Origin of the sequence: Flavobacterium eburneipallidum, from assembly GCF_027111355.2 — a bacterium.
GTDB classification, from domain to species: Bacteria; Bacteroidota; Bacteroidia; order Flavobacteriales; family Flavobacteriaceae; genus Flavobacterium; species Flavobacterium eburneipallidum.
Genome location: NZ_CP114291.2, coordinates 3780828 through 3799058, shown reverse-complemented (window position 1 = coordinate 3799058; position 18231 = coordinate 3780828). Strand labels below are relative to the sequence as shown.

The following is an 18231-nucleotide window of genomic DNA, read 5'->3' as shown; positions in this document are numbered from 1 at the left end:
CCGAACACCGGCTCACAACGTTTTCCCTCCTGTCGGGGCTAAAGAGCTGAATTTGGGGTGCTTTTAGAATGTTTTCAATCATAAAAAAATCAAAAAATATTTTTCTATTTAGAAATAAGTAGTACTTTTGCAAAGTAATCTAGTAAACCGATAGGGTAATAGATTTGTAAATAAAACTAATAAATATGGATACAACTTTGAATAATGATAATAATACTTCAAAAGTAGAAGTGAGTTTTAAAGAACGATTGTGGATAATTATTCCAGTTGTTTTGTTGGTAGGCTTATTATCTACATTGGTTTATAATCATTACAGTGAATTTACTTGGGATGGATTTGTTGGAGGTTTTAATCAGGAATTACTAGTCTTTTTTGCTATTGGTGTTTTTGCACAATTAGTAGATGGAACATTAGGAATGGGGTATGGAGCAACCTCTAGTTCTTTCTTATTAGCCTACGGAATTTCTCCAGCAATAAGCAGTACAGGAGTACACGTTGCTGAAATGTTTACTACTGGAGCTTCGGCGATTTCACACCACAAATTTGGTAATATCAATAAAAAATTATTAAAAAATCTTTTGATTCCAGGTGCAATTGGTTCTATAACGGGCGCTTATTTGTTGGCTGATGTGATTGATGGCGATACCATAAAGCCATTTATTGCCATTTATTTGATGATTTTAGCGGTTGTTATTATCATAAAAGCATTACGAAAAAATATCACAAAAAAGAAGACAAAAAAACTAGGATTTCTTGCTACCTTTGGCGGCTTTATGGATTCTATCGGTGGAGGTGGATGGGGACCTATCGTAACGTCAACATTATTGGGGCGTGGAAGGAATCCGCGTTATACTATTGGCTCTGTAAATGCAGCTGAATTTGTAGTTTCGTTTGCTAGTGGAATCACTTTTATGCTTTTTGGAGGTATAAATGGCTGGCAAGTGATTATTGGATTAATATTAGGAGGTGTTATTGCTGCTCCTCTTGGTGCTTATTTGGTGAATAAAATTCAAAGAAAACCAATGATGGTTGTTGTTGGGGTATTAATAATTTTATTGAGTTTAAAAACTTTGTGGAAGTTTTTATAAAATAATAAAGAAACACTTTCGTCTTAATTATATAAGGGTTAGTTAAAAAGGAACAAAAAAATGAGTGCAACAATAGTAAATACTTTATTAGAAAAAACAGCTGGTTTTTCGATTGAAGAAACTTTGGCGTTTTTGGCTAATGAATACAAAGATAAAGTAGTTTTTTCGACATCTTTCGGACAGGAAGATCAGGTAATTACTGCTTTGATTGCAAAAAACGATTTGCCAATTACCATTTTTACTTTGGATACAGGTAGATTGTTTCAGGAGACCTATGATGTTTTTCATAAAACATTAAAGAAGTACAAAAAACCAATTGAAGTTTATTTTCCAGAAGCTGCTTCTGTTGAAAATTTACTAAAACAAAAAGGACCAAACAGCTTTTACGAATCGGTTGAGAATAGAAAAGAATGTTGTTTTATTCGTAAAGTAGCACCTTTGACCAAAGCTTTGAAAGGAAATGCTATTTGGATTACAGGTTTAAGAGCCGAACAATCAGAGAATAGAAACGACTTGCCTTTCTTTGAATACGATGCTAATTTTGACATCATCAAATTCAATCCTCTGTTGAAATGGACTTTAGAAGATGTTCAAAAATACATTGATGAAAATAATGTGCCACAAAATGCTTTACACAAACAAGGATTTGTTAGTATAGGTTGTGCGCCTTGTACCAGAGCAATTGCTCCTGGCGAAGATATTAGAGCAGGAAGATGGTCTTGGGAATCCAGCCATAAAGAATGCGGTTTACACCAAAAATAAGATTTCAGAACGCAGATTTCAGAAAACAGAATAAAGATAATAGAATAAATATACATAGTTTATGAGATTTTAGTTGAGGTAACAAACCTTAAACTTTTAAACTTTTAAACTTTTTTAAACAAATAAAAATGAGTTCAGTATTAAAAACAAATGCTTTAGAAAGCGAAGCGATTTACATTTTTAGAGAAGTGATTTCTCAATTTGACAAGCCTGTGTTGCTTTTCTCTGGAGGAAAAGATTCAATAACATTGGTGCGTTTGGCACAAAAAGCATTTTTTCCAGCAAAAATTCCTTTTCCATTATTGCACGTTGATACAGGACACAACTTTCCTGAAACTATCGAATTCAGAGACAAATTAGTAGCTGAATTAGGTTTGGAATTAATTGTTCGTAATGTACAGGATGCTATCGATTCTGGAAAAGTAGTAGAAGAATCTGGAAAATATTCAAGTAGAAATAGTTTGCAAACAACCACACTTTTGGATGCAATTGATGAGTTCAAATTTGATGCTTGTATCGGTGGAGCACGTCGTGATGAAGAAAAAGCAAGAGCTAAAGAACGTATTTTCTCTGTTCGTGATGATTTCGGTCAATGGGATGAGAAAAATCAACGCCCGGAATTATTTGATTTATTGAACGGAAAAATCGAAAATGGCCAAAACGTTCGTGTTTTCCCAATTTCAAACTGGACAGAATTAGATGTTTGGAGTTATATCGAACAAGAGCAAATCGAAATTCCATCGATTTATTTCTCACACAAACGTAAAGTATTCTTAAGAGATGGTATGATTTGGTCACATTCTCCTTTTGTTTTTCAAGAGGAAGATGAGCCAACAGAAGAAAGAGTGGTTCGTTTTAGAACCGTTGGGGATATGAGTTGTACTGCTGCAGTAGATTCTTATGCAGGAACAATTACCGAAGTAGTTGGCGAAATTCGTTCTTCTACTATTTCAGAAAGAGGAGCCAGAATTGATGACAAACGTTCGGAAGCTGCAATGGAAAAAAGAAAACAACAAGGGTATTTTTAAGCCAATTAAAAATTAGGAATTAAAAATTAAAAGTCAAAAAACATACAGATTATAAGTTTCGAGAGAAAACCTGAAACTTTAAACCTGAAACAAAAATAGTAGAATGGAAGTTTTAAAAATAGCAACAGCAGGAAGTGTAGATGATGGAAAAAGTACATTAATCGGAAGATTATTATACGATACACAGTCATTGACTACAGACAAATTAGAAGCAATAGAAAAAAGCAGTAAGCAAAAAGGATACGATTATCTTGATTTTTCTTTGGCTACAGATGGTTTGGTTGCTGAAAGAGAACAAGGAATTACAATTGACGTAGCGCATATTTACTTTTCGACTGCGAAAAAAAGTTACATTATTGCCGATACCCCAGGTCACGTAGAATACACTCGTAATATGGTTACAGGAGCTTCGACTTCACAAGTATCTATCATTTTGATTGATGCCCGTAAAGGAGTTATTGAGCAAACCTACCGTCACTTTTTTATCAATAATTTATTGAGAGTAAAAGATGTGATTGTTGCAATTAATAAAATGGATTTAGTTGATTATTCAGAAGAAGTTTTCAATAAAATCAAAGCTGATTTTCAGGCATTAAATGAAAAAAGTGCTTACAAAGAACAAAACGTAAGTTACATTCCGTTGAGTGCTTTGACAGGTGATAATGTGGTAGAAACATTAGGAAAAATGCCTTGGTATACTGGTCAAACTATTCTACAACATTTAGAAGGTTTAGAGTCAAAAGATGTTTATGATAATGGACAGGCTCGTTTTCCAGTTCAAACAGTAATTCGTCCAAAAACGGAAGAATACCACGATTTTAGAGGATATGCCGGAAAATTATACGGGAACAATATCAAAGTTGGAGATGCTGTAACGGTTCTTCCTTCTTTAACAGAATCAAAAGTGACTAACATTCACTTTTTCGATCAGCAATTTGACGAAGCTACAGCAGGTTCTTCTATCACATTGGAATTAGAAAATGATATCAATGTAACAAGAGGGGATATGATTGTAAAATCAAGTGAACTTCCTAAAGTGGAGAAAGACATCACAACAACTGTTTGTTGGATGGACAGCAAAAAATTAGTAGCCGGTGCAAAATATTTTGTACAGCACAATTCGAATAGAGTTTTGGCAAAAATTGACGGTGTGAAAAATGTAATCGCTACAGATTATACAGGAACAAAAGAAGCTTCTCAATTATCAATTAATGAAATTGGAGAAGTAACTATCAAATTGAGCAAAGCCATTTATTTTGATGCTTACAACGATAACAAATCGAATGGAGCTTTCATCTTAATTGATGCTACAACCAACACTACAGCAGGAGTTGGATTTATAAAATAATTTCGAACTATGCCTTCTCTGAATGGAAGGAATAAACTAGAAAATTAGAATTGAGTAAATAAAATATAACATCCCCGGTTTTGGTTTCTCTTATTTTAGAAGAGACTATGGGGAAGGAAAACCAAGAGAGTATGGAAAGTTTTAGAACAGAAATAGAAAACCCGATTGTACAAAAAGAGATTATCGATTTAGAGAAAAAGATTTTTTCTTTCCGTAACGGACAAATTGATGATGAGCGTTTTCGTAGTCTTCGTTTAGCGCGTGGAATTTACGGTCAACGTCAGGAAGGAGTACAAATGATTCGTATTAAATTGCCTTACGGAAAAGTAACCAGCGAGCAATTGAGAAGAATTACGGAAGTATCGGATAAATATTCTACAGGACGTTTGCACATTACAACTCGTCAGGATATTCAAATTCATTATGTGAGTTTGGACAGAACACCTGAACTTTGGGCAGATTTAGCCAAAGATGATATTACATTGCGTGAAGCTTGTGGAAACACAGTTCGTAATATTACAGGAAGTGAATTAGCCGGTGTAGATGTTGACGAACCTTTTGATGTGACACCTTATGCTCACGGTTTGTTCCAATATTTATTGCGTAACCCAATTTGTCAGGAAATGGGACGTAAGTTCAAAATATCATTCTCATCATCAGATAAAGATACTGCTTTGAGTTATTTACACGATTTAGGATTTATTCCAAAAATTGTTAATGGCGAAAAAGGATTCAAAATAATGTTTGCAGGAGGTTTGGGTTCACAGCCAAGTCACGCTGAATTGCTTTCAGAATTTGTACCGGTAAACCAAATTATCCCAACTGCGGAAGGTATAATCAGAGTTTTTGACCGTCACGGAGAAAGAGCAAAACGTTTGAAAGCACGTATGAAATTCTTAATCAAAGACTTGGGTCGTGAGGAATTTTTACGTTTAGTAGATGAAGAGAAAAAAGCATTGCCTTTTCACTCTTACGAAATAGATACAACTGCATTTGAAGGACCAATTACAGAACCTTTATTAGCGGTGCCATCAGTAACAATTGATGACGTTGAAGCTTTTGAAGCATGGAAAAAATCAAATGTAATTGCACAAAAACAAGCAGGATATGTAGCAATTGGTGTAAAAGTACTTTTAGGAGATTTCTACACTGACAAAGCAAGATTATTAGCGGATTTGATTAAAAATTATGGTGCTAACGAATTGCGTTTTTCATTAAGACAAAACATCGTTATCCGTAACATCAAAGAAGAAAATTTACCTTTCTTTTACCAGGAATTAGCCAAATTAGAAATGGTTAGTTTAGGATATGATACTGTTGGAGATATCACGGCTTGTCCGGGAACTGATACTTGTAATTTAGGAATTGCAAGCAGTACAGGAATTGCCGAAGAATTAGAAAGAGTAATCAAAACAGAATACCCACAATACAGCAACAACACTGAAATTGAAATCAAAATCAGTGGTTGTATGAATGCTTGCGGACAACACAATATGTCAGCGATTGGTTTCCAGGGAATGTCAATCAATGCAGGGAAATTAGTAGCTCCGGCGTTACAGGTTTTATTAGGAGGAGGAAGATTAGGAAATGGTGAAGGACGTTTTTCTGATAAAGTAATCAAAATTCCAAGTAGAAGAGGACCTGATGCTTTGCGTTTTATCTTAAATGATTTTGATGCGAACGGAAACGGACAATCATTCCTGAATTATTATGATGCTAAAGGTGAGAAATATTTCTACGAATTTTTGAAACCATTAGCAGATGTAACGAATTTAACCGATGCTGATTTTGTAGATTGGGGTAATGCCGATAACTATGTGAAAGCAGTTGGAGTTGGAGAATGTGCCGGTGTAGTAATTGATTTAGTGGCTACTTTATTATTTGAAGCAAAAGATAAATTGACTGTTGCACAAGAATCTTTCGCAGAAGGAAAATGGTCAGATGCTATTTATCAGGCGTATGCAGGATTTGTAAATGGAGCGAAAGCTTTATTATTATCGGAGAACGAAAAAACAAATACGCACGCTGGAATTGTAGATTTATTTGATAAAGTTTTTGTTGCAACGAATAAAATTCAATTGGATTCTACTTTTGCTGAATTGGTTTACCAAATCAATAAAAATGAGCCTTCTGAAGCTTTCGCTAAAACATATATTCAAGAAGGAATTAACTTTTTTGATAAAATTGAAACGTATAGAGCAAAAGATTTAGCTGATGCTTAATACTATAAAACCCAAAGTAACTTTAGTTGGTGCAGGTCCCGGAGATCCGGATTTGCTTACGCTGAAAGGCGCAAAAGCACTAGCCGAAGCGAACGTGGTTTTGTATGATGCTTTGGCTAATGAAGAAATATTGAATTTTGCTCCCCAAAATGCCATCCGCATTTTTGTTGGAAAACAGATTGGGAATCACGCTTACACACAAGACCAAATCAATCAGTTGATTGTTGACAATGCGCTGACGTATGGAAATGTGGTTCGGCTAAAAGGAGGAGATCCTTTCATTTTTGGACGAGGGAGTGAAGAAATAGAATACGCACATAGTTTCGGAATTCCGACTTTTGTTGTGCCCGGAATTTCATCTGTAGTAGCAGTTCCTGCGAATCAGGGAATTTCAATTACAAAAAGAGGGATTTCAGAAAGTTTTTGGGTAATCACAGGAACAACTTCTGACAGAGAATTATCTGCAGATGTGGCTTTGGCAGCCCAATCATCAGCGACAGTGGTGATTTTGATGGGAATGAGTAAACTAGCACAAATAGTAAGTTTGTTTAAAAAAGCCTCCAAAGGAGAACTTCCCGTTGCGATTATTCAAAACGGAACTACACCCAAAGAAAAAATAGGTGTAGGAACCATTGATACGATTCAGGAAATAGTAGCTGAAAACAAATTAAGTTCGCCAGCCATTATTGTAATTGGAGATGTAGTCAAAGAAAGCAGTCAGTTAAAAGGCTTTTACGAAGAATTTGTAACTGCTGAAATTAAATTATAATGGAAAGAAACGAATTATATCCGGTTTTTTTAAAACTACACAACCTCAAAGTACTTATTGTAGGCGGTGGAAATGTAGGTTTGGAAAAATTGTCATTTATGTTGAAATCCAGTCCCAATGCCAATGTTGAGGTAGTGGCGACAAAGTTCTTGCCCGAATTGGTAACATTAGCCGAGAATCATCCTTCGGTTAAGCTGACCAAATCGAAGTTCAAGAAAAAAATGTTGAAAAAACGACATATGGTTATCGCTTGCACCGATGATTTAAAAGTCAATAAAAGAGTTTACGATTTATCCCGTAAGCGTTATTTGATTTGCAACATTGCCGATACACCCGATTTGTGTGATTATTATTTGGGAGGAATTGTAACCAAAGGAAATGTGAAAATTGCCATTTCAACCAATGGAAAATCACCAACAACAGCCAAAAGGTTAAGAGAATTTTTCGAAGAAGTAATTCCGGAAGACGTCAATAAAATGGTCGAAAATCTGAATGAATACAGAAAAACACTCAAAGGAAATTTCGAAGAAAAAGTGCAACGTATGAACGAAATCACCGAAGCACTTAAGAACAAAGAATAAAGACTGCAGTTTCAGAATATATAAATTTATTCATCTCGGCTCCCCTCTCCTTTGGAGAGGGGCTGGGGGTGAGGAAAATTAAAAAGAAAAGCATTGAAAACAAATTAAATTATTCGTTTCTTTGCAATTATTAAGAATGATTATAAATAAAATAAAATGATAGAAACAGATATCCTTATAATAGGAGCCGGACCAACTGGTTTATTTACCGTTTTTGAAGCAGGATTATTAAAATTAAAATGCCATATTCTTGATGCGTTGCCACAACCAGGAGGGCAATTATCCGAGTTATATCCAAAGAAACCAATCTATGATATTCCAGGATTTCCAGAAGTGTTAGCAGGAGATTTGGTAAATAATTTGATGGAACAAATTAAACAATTCGAACCAGGATTTACCTTGGGAGAGCGTGCTGAAACTATCGTAAAACAAGAAGACGGAACCTTTATTGTAACTTCCAACGAAGGAACTGAATTTCACGCAAAAGTAATTGCTATTGCAGGTGGTTTAGGAAGTTTTGAACCTCGTAAACCATTGATTGAAGATATTGAATTCTACGAAGATAAAGGAGTGAAATACTTTATCAAAAACCCAGAAGATTTCAGAAACAAACGTGTGGTAATCGCTGGAGGTGGAGATTCTGCATTGGACTGGAGTATTTTCTTGGCAGATGTAGCTTCTGAAGTAACTTTGATTCACAGAAGAAACGAATTCCGTGGCGCTTTGGATTCTGTAGAAAAAGTACAGGAATTAAAAGATGCGGGTAAAATCCACATGATTACACCAGCTGAAGTAGTAGGAATCAACGGAGCAGAGCACGTAGAATCAATTGATATTGATGAAAATGGAGCGCACCGTAAAATCGAAACCGATTTCTTTATTCCACTTTTCGGATTGACTCCAAAATTAGGACCAATCGGAGACTGGGGATTAGAAATCGAGAAAAACGCCATCAAAGTAAATAACGCTTTGGATTACCAAACGAACATTCCAGGTATTTTCGCCATCGGAGATATCAATACCTATCCAGGAAAATTGAAGTTGATTCTTTGTGGATTCCACGAAGCGACATTAATGTGTCAGGCGGCTTACCAAATCGTTAATCCAGGAAAGAAATATGTGTTGAAATACACTACCGTTTCAGGAGTTGACGGATTCGACGGAACTCGTAAAGAAGCGCCAAAAGCAGTCGTGAAAGCGATAAACTAAAATACAATTTACAATCATATCAAAATAGCCTTATCACTTGCAAGTGGTAAGGCTATTGCTTTACTTTGCAGTTCCAAAATAATTGCAAAATCAATCTTGAGCGTAGTCGAAAGAAGGAGCGAAAGATTAGGATTTATCAGCCAAGTTGGGTTCCCGCTTTCCGCTATATTTTTTGTGGCGAACACCGCCACAAAAAGATGCCGCTGCAATCGGGGCTAAACAGCCGACAATGGTGATTTTTGGAAATTATTATGAAAGTCAATTCCTCCTGCAAGGTCTTTTTAGGACCTTGTAGGTGTAAAATAAAAACAATACCTACAAGGTCTGAAAAAGACCTTGTAGGAAGCAAAATAAAAAACCTTTGCGTCCTTGTGACTTTGCGGTTGAAAAAACAAAAATAAGTTATGCCAAACATTCAAGAAGAAATAAAAAAACGAATTCTCGTACTCGATGGAGCCATGGGAACGATGTTGCAACGCTATAATTTTTCTGAAGAAGATTTCCGAGGAGAACAATTCAAGGACTTTCCGCATCCGCTCAAAGGGAACAATGACTTATTGTCGTTGACACAACCCAAAGCCATCAAAGAAGTCCACGCTTTGTATTTCGAAGCAGGAGCCGATATTGTGGAAACCAATACGTTTTCAGGAACAACAATCGGAATGGCGGATTACCATTTGGAAGATTATGTATATGAATTGAACTACGAATCGGCAAAAATTGCCCGTGAAGTAGCTGATGAGTTTACAGCCAAAAATCCTGAAAAACCTCGTTTTGTAGCCGGTTCAATTGGTCCAACAAACCGTACCGCAAGTATGTCGCCTGATGTGAATGATCCGGGTTACAGAGCCGTAACTTTTGATGATTTGCGCATTGCTTACAAACAACAAGTGGAAGCTTTAATGGACGGAGGTTGCGATTTACTTTTGGTAGAAACTATTTTTGATACGCTGAATGCCAAAGCAGCACTTTTCGCTATCGAACAAGTAAAAGAAGAACGTAATATTGATATTCCAATTATGGTTTCAGGAACCATTACCGATGCTTCAGGAAGAACACTTTCAGGACAAACCGTAGAAGCTTTCCTGATTTCGGTTTCACATATTCCGTTATTGAGCGTAGGTTTCAATTGTGCTTTGGGTGCCGATTTGTTAAAACCGTATTTACAGACTTTATCGCATAACACTTCGTTCAATATTTCGGCGCATCCGAATGCAGGATTGCCAAATGCTTTTGGAGAGTACGACGAAACACCGGAACAAACACAAGCTTTGATTAAGGAATATTTAGAAGATAATTTAATCAACATCATTGGAGGTTGTTGCGGAACAACTCCTGGACACATAAAGTTAATTGCTGATATTGCAAAAGATTATAAACCTAGGGTTTCGACAGCGGTGATGTAAAACGAAATAATTTGGAATTGAAAGTTATCAATATTATTGATTTTGGCATTAGAAAGTAAAAATGATAGAAGAAAACAAAGTAGTAGCAAATAAAACTAATTGGCTAGGAAGAATTATTTTTTTTACAGTAGTAATTATGTTTGTTTATTTTATAAATAAAGATGCTAATGAATATTCTGAATACAGAAAAACTTTTAAAGGAGAAGCTATTGGATTCGCTACAAAAATTAAAAGATCAAATAAGAACAGTTATTTGAAATATTACTTCTATTCAGGTAAAAGATTTTTAGGAAAAACTTCAAGTTCAAATAAAGAATTGGTAAATAAGTTTTACAAAGTAAAATATGATTTGAATAATCCTAGTGCAAATTATATTATTCTAGATAAAGAATTAAAACCAGATTCGATAACACTTGTCAAAGCAGGTTTTGCCAAAGTCAAATATTATATTTATGATGGTGGTGTAACGTGTAAATATATAGAAAAGTCAAAGTGGAAATGATTTTTATTTTTGTTTAAGAATAAGCAAGTTCCGTAGGAAAGATACATTTTATAGCAACGGAATTTAATCCGTTGAAAATTATATAAAAAATGAAAATGTAATTCGCCAGTTGCCAACTGACGAATTACAAAATGAGTTTGTTACTTTTTTTTAAACAGTTAGTTACAATTCGTAACCAACTGAAATTTATAAGAAAATAAAACGGCTACGATTTGTAGCCGTTTGAAAATAATAAAGCAAAAACAATGACCAAAGAAACCGCAGTAAAACTATTCGAGCAAAAGCAAGTTCGTTCTGTATGGAATGAGGAGGAAGAACAATGGTATTTTTCTATTGTAGATGTGGTTGCTGTTTTGACAGATTCTGTAAATCCAACAGATTATTTAAAAAAAATTAGAAAGCGAGATCCTGAATTAGGAAGCTACCTAGGGACAAATTGTCCCCAGGTAAGTATGTTGTCTAATGGCAAAAGTCGGAAAACGTTGGCAGGAAAAACAACAGCTGTTTTCAGATTAATCCAATCCGTGCCATCGCCAAACGCAGAGCCTTTCAAGCTTTGGTTAGCCAAAGTAGGAAGCGAAAGATTAGACGAAATAGCCGATCCCGAAATAGGAATCGACCGATTGATGGAAACCTATCTCAAAAAAGGATATTCGAAAGAATGGGTGAATCAAAGATTAAAAAGTATAGAAGTCCGTAAAGACCTTACGGACGAATGGGAAATACGAGGAGTAAAAAAAGGACAGGAGTTTGCGATATTGACGGATGAAATTATAAAGGCTTGGAGTGGACTTTCGGTTAAAGAATACAAGAATTTAAAAGAGTTGAAAAAGGAAAATCTTCGGGATAATATGACCAATTTAGAATTGGTTCTAAATATGCTAGCCGAAGCTACAACAACCGAAATAAGTAAAGAGAAAAAGCCAGTAACTTTTCAGCAAAACAAAACTATTGCCAAACAAGGTGGTACGATTGCAGGAAATACACGCAAAGAAATTGAAGAGAAAACTGGAAAAAAAATAGTTAGTCCAATAAGTGCCAAAAAACTTTTGGAATAAATTCAATAAGTGGATATTTTAAATTTAGTGCAGAAAACAACTTTTTTTGCTTTAACGAGGATGGTAAAAGTTGTCGAAACCTTCGACGAGCAAATTATTGCGACAGTGTCGCAACAATTAATATTGGAATTAGCAAAATAAAAGCTATATAGCAACGGAATTTAATCCGTTGAAAATTAAAAAATATGCAAATACAAGGAGTTAATAATTATTTACAGGCGGTTCAGCAAATAAAAACGGCGATTTTACGAAGTCGTTACGAAGCTGCTGCGCTTGCCAATAAGGAATTACTCAAGTTGTATTTTGGAATAGGTCAATATGTATCGTTTCATAGTCGAAACAAAAATTGGGGTAAAGGAGCTATTGATAGTATTTCGAGTTTGTTGCAACAAGAGCTTCACGGATTGAGAGGTTTTTCGGCTACGAATATTAGAAATATGCGTATTTTCTATGAAGAATGGGAGTTTATGCAACCTTTTTTGATTGATGAAAAAGCACCTCTTTTTTATTTTTCGGAAGAAGAGTTAAATCGGCAGATACCGTCTGCCGAATTGAAAAACGCAAATCGCCAGTCGCCAATTGGCGATTTTAATGATGGTTCTCTAATTCATCAGTTGCCAACTGATGAATTGAATGGTGACTCTCTAATTCGTCAGTTGGCAACTGACGAATTACAAAATGAGTTTTTAGGTCTTTTTCTAAAGAATGGTTTTAGGCATCATATTGCAATATTAAATAACACCGAAAGCATAGAAGAACGTATTTTTTATATCCAAAGAACAGCAACTGAATTTTGGAATAACACAACTCTAAAACACCATTTAAAATCGGATTTGTACCAACGACAAGGTAAATTAGCGCATAATTTTCAAACCACTTTGTCTGAAAATAGTTTTCGACAAAAAGCGTTAATGGCTTTTAAAGACGAAATGCTTTTGGATTTTATAAATATTGAAGATGCCGATGAAGAGCCAAATGAACGTGTTTTGGAAAATGCAATTGTGCAGAATATCAAAAAATTTATAATGGCTTTGGGTTCTGAATTTAGTTTCATCGGAAATCAACACCGATTGCTTATTGAAGACGAAGAGTATTTTATAGATTTGCTGTTTTTTAACAGAAAAATTCAAAGTTTGGTAGCTATCGAATTGAAAAAAGGTAAATTCAAAGCAGAATATGTGGGGAAAAATGAATTTGTATCTTTCAGCATTGGATGAAATGGTTAAACAACCACACGAAAATCCGTCTATTGGAATTATTCTTTGCAAAGAAAAAAATAATAAAATAGTTGAATTTGCCTTTAGAGATACCTCAAAACCAATGGGAGTGGTAACTTATAAAACGTACAATGATTTGCCAGAAGCTTATAAAAATATTCTGCCAGATACGGAAGCGTTGAAAGGATTGTTATAAATAAATACAAGAGTTCCTTGGGACGATACATATTGTAGCAATGGAATTTATTTCGTTGTTAAATAAAAAATAAAAAAATGGCAGAAGTAGAAGCAAGAAGAAATTTGGTTTTATCGGGATTAGAACCTTTAATCATTACACCGGACAGCGTATTTGTGAACGTTGGGGAAAGAACCAATGTTACAGGTTCGAGAAAATTTCTTCGATTAATCAAGGAAGAAAAATACGATGAAGCATTAAGTATTGCCAAAGAGCAGGTAGAAGGAGGCGCGCAAATCATCGATATTAATATGGATGAAGGAATGTTGGATGGCGAATATGCAATGGTAAAATTCCTGAATCTGATTGCTGCCGAACCGGATATTGCTCGTGTGCCCATTATGATTGACAGTTCGAAATGGCATATTATTGAAGCTGGTTTGAAAGTCGTTCAGGGGAAAAGTGTGGTAAACTCAATTTCTTTGAAAGAAGGTGAAGAGCAATTTATTCACCACGCCCAATTGATTAAACGCTACGGAGCAGCAGCTATTATTATGGCTTTTGACGAAGTAGGACAAGCGGATAATTTTGATCGTAGAGTAGAAATTTGTCAGCGTTCGTATGATATTTTAGTAAATAAAGTGGGCTTTCCACCGCAGGATATTATTTTTGATTTGAATATATTTCCGGTAGCAACAGGAATGGAAGAACACCGCCTGAATGCTTTGGATTTCTTTAGAGGAACCAAATGGGTTCGCGAAAATTTACCTCACGCACACATAAGCGGTGGGGTGAGTAACGTTTCGTTTTCGTTTAGAGGAAATGATACCGTTCGTGAAGCAATGCACTCGGTTTTCTTGTATCACGCCATTAAAAACGGAATGACGATGGGAATTGTAAACCCGGAGATGCTTTCTATTTATGATGAAATTCCAAAAGATTTATTAGAACACGTTGAAGATGTAATTTTGGATAGACGTGATGATGCCACGGAACGTTTGTTGGATTTTGCCGAGAATGTAAAAGGTGGTCCAAAAAGCACGGAAAAAGAAATTCAGGAATGGCGTTTGGGAACGGTTCAGGAAAGAATCACGCACTCTTTGGTAAAAGGAGTCGACGCTTTTATAGAAATTGATGTGGAAGAAGCGAGATTAGCAGCTACAAAACCAATCGAAGTAATCGAAATCAACCTGATGACGGGAATGAATGTCGTTGGAGATTTGTTTGGTTCAGGAAAAATGTTTTTGCCGCAAGTGGTAAAATCGGCAAGGGTAATGAAAAAAGCCGTGGCTTATTTGTTGCCATTTATCGAAGCGGCAAAGCAAGTGGGCGACAAAGAAGGAAACGGAAAAATATTGATGGCAACCGTAAAAGGTGACGTTCACGATATTGGAAAAAATATTGTTTCGGTGGTTTTGGCTTGTAACAATTACGAGATTATTGACCTTGGGGTAATGGTTCCTCCTGAAAAAATTATTGCAGCAGCTATTGAACACGATGTAGATATTATTGGTCTAAGCGGATTAATCACGCCGTCTTTGGATGAAATGGTGTATCTCGCTAAAGAATTAGACAAACGTGGAATGAAAATTCCGGTAATGATTGGTGGAGCAACGACTTCTCGTGCGCATACTGCCGTGAAAATTGCCCCACAATACAGAGAAACTGTAATTCACGTAAATGATGCTTCGAGAGCAGTTACGGTAGCAGGAAATTTATTGGACGATAATAGAGAAAAATACACAGCCGATATTCGAGCAGAATACGATGCGTTTAGAGAAACTTTTTTGAATCGCTCACGAGACAAGAATTTCTTGAGCATTGAAGATGCTCGTAAAAATAAATTACAATTGGATTGGGCGAATTTTACTCCAGTAAAACCAAATGTAATTGGCGAACAAGTTATCGAAGTAGATTTGGAAATTTTGGTTCCTTATATCGACTGGACTCCGTTTTTTAGAACTTGGGAATTATTTGGAAAGTATCCAGCGATCCTAACGGATGAAGTGGTTGGTGAACAAGCAACTTCTGTTTTTGCTGATGCGCAGGAAATGTTGAAAGTGATTTTGAAAGAAAAGAAACTGCAAGCTAAAGGAATTTATGGAATTTTTCCTGCGAATCAAATCAACGATGATGATATTGAGTTGACAGACGAAAACGGAAAACCATTACAGACATTCTTGACTTTACGTCAGCAATCTCAAAAAACAAAAGGAGCTCCAAATATCGCTTTAGCCGATTTTATTGCGCCAAAAGATAATGGAGTGGTCGATTATATGGGTGCTTTTTGTGTAACCACCGGTTTTGGTGTTGACGAATGGGCAGCCGAATTCGAAAAGGATTTGGACGATTACAATTCGATTATGGTCAAAGCTTTGGCAGATCGTTTTGCAGAAGCCTTCGCGGAATATTTACACGAAAAAATTCGTAAAGAAATTTGGGGCTATTCATCAGATGAAAACATCAGTACCGAGGAAATGATTGCCGAAGAATACAAAGGAATTCGTCCGGCACCTGGTTATCCGGCTTGTCCCGACCATTTAGAAAAACCAACCATTTGGAAATTACTGAATGTAGAAAAAGAAATCGGAGTAACTTTGACCGAAAGTATGGCAATGTGGCCAGCTTCTTCGGTTTCGGGTTATTACTTTGGAAATCCGGAAAGCAAGTATTTCGGACTCGGAAAAATAAAAGAAGACCAGGTAATTGATTACGCCAAAAGAAGAAGTATTTCAAACGATATGGCAATGAAATGGTTGAATCCTAATATAGCAGATTAAAAAAAGGTTTAAGGTTTAAAAGTTTAAAGTTGTTCAAGAGGACCTTAAACTTTTAAACTTTTAAACTTTTAAACAAATAAAACAAATGAAAGTAACACAGCATATAGAAGACGCAAAAGGAAAACCGTTGTTCTCTTTTGAAATTGTACCACCACAAAAAGGAACTAACATCAAAGATTTATATGAAAATATAGATCCGTTGATGGAGTTTAAACCGCCATTTATAGATGTAACAACTTCGAGAGAAGAATATGTGTACATCGAAAAAGACGGGCTTTTTGATCGTCGTATTACACGTATGCGTCCGGGAACTGTTGGGATTTGTGCTTCTATCCAACACAAATATGGTGTAGATGCTATTCCTCACGTTTTATGTGGTGGATTCACTAAAGAAGAAACTGAATATTTATTGGTAGATTGTCAGTATTTAGGAATCGATAATTTGGTAGCTCTTCGTGGCGATCCAATGAAAGGCGAAAAATATTTTGAACCTACCAAAGGAGGAAATCATTATGCAGTAGATTTGGTAAGACAAATCAAGGCGATGAATGCAGGACAATTTTTGCACGACACTTTACCAATGCAAAACGCACCGGATTTTTGCGTTGGTGTGGCGGGTTATCCTGAAAAACATATCGAAGCACCAAGCTTGGAAGCCGATTTGAAAAGACTAAAAGAAAAAGTAGATGCAGGAGCTGATTACATCGTAACTCAAATGTTTTTTGATAATCAACGTTATTTCAAGTTTGTTGAAGCGGCTCGTGCTATTGGAATTAATGTACCAATTATCCCGGGAATTAAACCAGTTGCGGTAAAACGTCATTTGCAATTGTTGCCACAAGTTTTTTGGTTGGATATGCCACAAGATTTGATTCATTCAATCGAGCAAGCCAAAGACAATGCGACAGTTCGTCAAATAGGAGTAGAATTTGCTATTCAGCAATCCAAAGAATTAATTGAATTTGGTGTGCCTTGTGTACATTATTATTCAATGGGAAAATCAGATAATATTCATCAAATAGCAAGTCGGGTTTTTTAGTTTGATATCCTTCATTTATAAAAAAAGCATCGTTTATATTGTAAACGATGCTTTTTTTTATTTGATAAACTGATTACTAAAATCTGACCACTGCCAACTATTTAGTCATTTCCCTAAAAACCGTTTCCAGATTTTTATTTTTTTGGTTGAGTTGTAAAGTTTTCAATCCATTGGCATTCGCAAAATCAAAAACTGCTGGACGCATATCTTTATCGGCATTGAAAGTCAATTCCCAAATGTTGTCCTGTGTGTTTTTATAAGAAGTCAGGTTTTCGATTTTGGCAATCAATTCTTCTTCAACTGAAAGGTCAAATTCTACTTCAATAATTTGTTGTGTTGCTTCTGTTGAAATTAAATTATCCAGTTTTTTGTCGGCAACAATTTCTCCGTTATTGATGATAATTACTCTGTCGCAAATCGCTTCTACTTCTTGCATAATATGTGTCGAAAGGAAAACGGTTTTATCTTTCCCTACGTTTTTAATTACGTTTCTGATTTCTACTAATTGATTTGGATCTAAACCTGTTGTTGGTTCGTCCAAAATTAAAACGTCAGGATTATGTAATAAGGCATTCGCAAGTCCTACACGCTGGCGATATCCTTTAGACAATTGGCTTATTTTCTTGTGGCTTTCATTCGATAAACCCGTCAATTGAATTACTTCTTCGATTCGGGATTTGGCTACTTTATATACATCGGCATTGAAAGCTAAATATTCTCTCACGTACAAATCCAAATACAACGGATTGTGTTCGGGTAAATAGCCAATAGATTGTTGGACTTCTTTGGTTTGTGAATTTACTTCAAATCCATTCACGGCAGCAGTTCCTTCATCGGATGCAATATAGGTCGTCAATATTTTCATCAAAGTCGATTTTCCTGCACCATTTGGCCCAAGAAAACCAACGATTTCTCCTTTTTTGATAGAAAATGAAACATTATTCAATGCTTTTTGAGTTCCGTAACTTTTTGATATATGGTTTACTTCTATTGACATAACATACTTTGTTTGCAACAAAAGTAAATAGAAAAAACATTGAATTATGA

At 35.5% G+C, this 18231-nt stretch carries 16 protein-coding genes; 15 read left to right on the top strand and 1 reads right to left on the bottom strand.

The window, feature by feature from the left end; all coding sequences use genetic code 11:
• The first annotated feature begins 185 nt into the window (after window positions 1-185).
• The 15 genes from OZP15_RS16050 to metF all read left to right on the top strand — a co-directional run bounded on the left by OZP15_RS16050 (window position 186) and on the right by metF (window position 17184).
• Window positions 186-1088, top strand: coding sequence for a sulfite exporter TauE/SafE family protein (locus OZP15_RS16050; RefSeq protein WP_281336627.1), 903 nt, complete (start codon window positions 186-188; stop codon window positions 1086-1088).
• Window positions 1089-1148: 60 nt separating this feature from the next.
• On the top strand, window positions 1149-1850 hold the full coding sequence (locus OZP15_RS16045; RefSeq protein WP_269226431.1) for a phosphoadenylyl-sulfate reductase: 702 nt from the start codon (window positions 1149-1151) through the stop codon (window positions 1848-1850).
• Between the two features lie 128 nt (window positions 1851-1978).
• Window positions 1979-2878 carry a sulfate adenylyltransferase subunit CysD gene (gene cysD, locus OZP15_RS16040; RefSeq protein WP_269226430.1) on the top strand — a complete coding sequence of 300 codons (900 nt, stop codon included), beginning with the start codon at window positions 1979-1981 and terminating at the stop codon, window positions 2876-2878.
• Between the two features lie 103 nt (window positions 2879-2981).
• Complete coding sequence (locus tag OZP15_RS16035) at window positions 2982-4226, top strand: sulfate adenylyltransferase subunit 1 (RefSeq protein ID WP_281336626.1); 1245 nt, start codon at window positions 2982-2984, stop codon at window positions 4224-4226.
• 131 nt (window positions 4227-4357) lie between these two features.
• Window positions 4358-6448: a HEPN domain-containing protein gene (locus OZP15_RS16030; protein ID WP_281336625.1), complete on the top strand. Its 2091-nt coding sequence runs from the start codon at window positions 4358-4360 to the stop codon at window positions 6446-6448.
• Window positions 6441-7217 carry a uroporphyrinogen-III C-methyltransferase gene (cobA, locus tag OZP15_RS16025; protein WP_281336624.1) on the top strand — a complete coding sequence of 259 codons (777 nt, stop codon included), beginning with the start codon at window positions 6441-6443 and terminating at the stop codon, window positions 7215-7217. The genes OZP15_RS16030 and cobA overlap by 8 nt, the downstream gene beginning before the upstream one ends.
• On the top strand, window positions 7217-7798 hold the full coding sequence (locus OZP15_RS16020; RefSeq protein ID WP_281336623.1) for a precorrin-2 dehydrogenase/sirohydrochlorin ferrochelatase family protein: 582 nt from the start codon (window positions 7217-7219) through the stop codon (window positions 7796-7798). The genes cobA and OZP15_RS16020 overlap by 1 nt, the downstream gene beginning before the upstream one ends.
• A 156-nt stretch (window positions 7799-7954) precedes the next feature.
• Entirely contained in the window at window positions 7955-9007 is a 1053-nt protein-coding gene (locus tag OZP15_RS16015) for an NAD(P)/FAD-dependent oxidoreductase (protein ID WP_281336622.1), read from the top strand.
• 404 nt (window positions 9008-9411) lie between these two features.
• Window positions 9412-10413, top strand: coding sequence for a homocysteine S-methyltransferase family protein (locus tag OZP15_RS16010; protein WP_269226429.1), 1002 nt, complete (start codon window positions 9412-9414; stop codon window positions 10411-10413).
• 61 nt (window positions 10414-10474) lie between these two features.
• Window positions 10475-10915 carry a hypothetical protein gene (locus OZP15_RS16005; protein ID WP_281336621.1) on the top strand — a complete coding sequence of 147 codons (441 nt, stop codon included), beginning with the start codon at window positions 10475-10477 and terminating at the stop codon, window positions 10913-10915.
• Between the two features lie 245 nt (window positions 10916-11160).
• The gene (locus OZP15_RS16000; protein ID WP_269226427.1) at window positions 11161-11973 is read left to right on the top strand and encodes a BRO family protein; all 813 of its coding nucleotides are present in this window, start codon (window positions 11161-11163) and stop codon (window positions 11971-11973) included.
• Window positions 11974-12158: 185 nt separating this feature from the next.
• Window positions 12159-13190 carry a PDDEXK nuclease domain-containing protein gene (locus OZP15_RS15995; protein ID WP_269226426.1) on the top strand — a complete coding sequence of 344 codons (1032 nt, stop codon included), beginning with the start codon at window positions 12159-12161 and terminating at the stop codon, window positions 13188-13190.
• Window positions 13162-13386 (top strand): PDDEXK nuclease domain-containing protein, encoded by a 225-nt coding sequence (locus tag OZP15_RS15990; protein ID WP_269226425.1) that lies wholly within the window; start codon window positions 13162-13164, stop codon window positions 13384-13386. Before OZP15_RS15995 ends, OZP15_RS15990 begins: the two co-directional genes overlap by 29 nt.
• Before the next feature lie 77 nt (window positions 13387-13463).
• Window positions 13464-16145 carry a methionine synthase gene (gene metH / locus OZP15_RS15985; RefSeq protein WP_281336620.1) on the top strand — a complete coding sequence of 894 codons (2682 nt, stop codon included), beginning with the start codon at window positions 13464-13466 and terminating at the stop codon, window positions 16143-16145.
• An 85-nt stretch (window positions 16146-16230) separates the two neighbouring features.
• Entirely contained in the window at window positions 16231-17184 is a 954-nt protein-coding gene (metF, locus tag OZP15_RS15980) for a methylenetetrahydrofolate reductase [NAD(P)H] (protein ID WP_269226424.1), read from the top strand.
• 97 nt (window positions 17185-17281) lie between these two features.
• Here the strand turns inward: metF and gldA are convergent, their stop codons facing one another.
• A complete protein-coding gene (gldA, locus tag OZP15_RS15975; protein WP_269226423.1) occupies window positions 17282-18181 on the bottom strand; it encodes a gliding motility-associated ABC transporter ATP-binding subunit GldA in 900 nt (299 codons plus the stop codon).
• Window positions 18182-18231 lie beyond the last annotated feature (50 nt).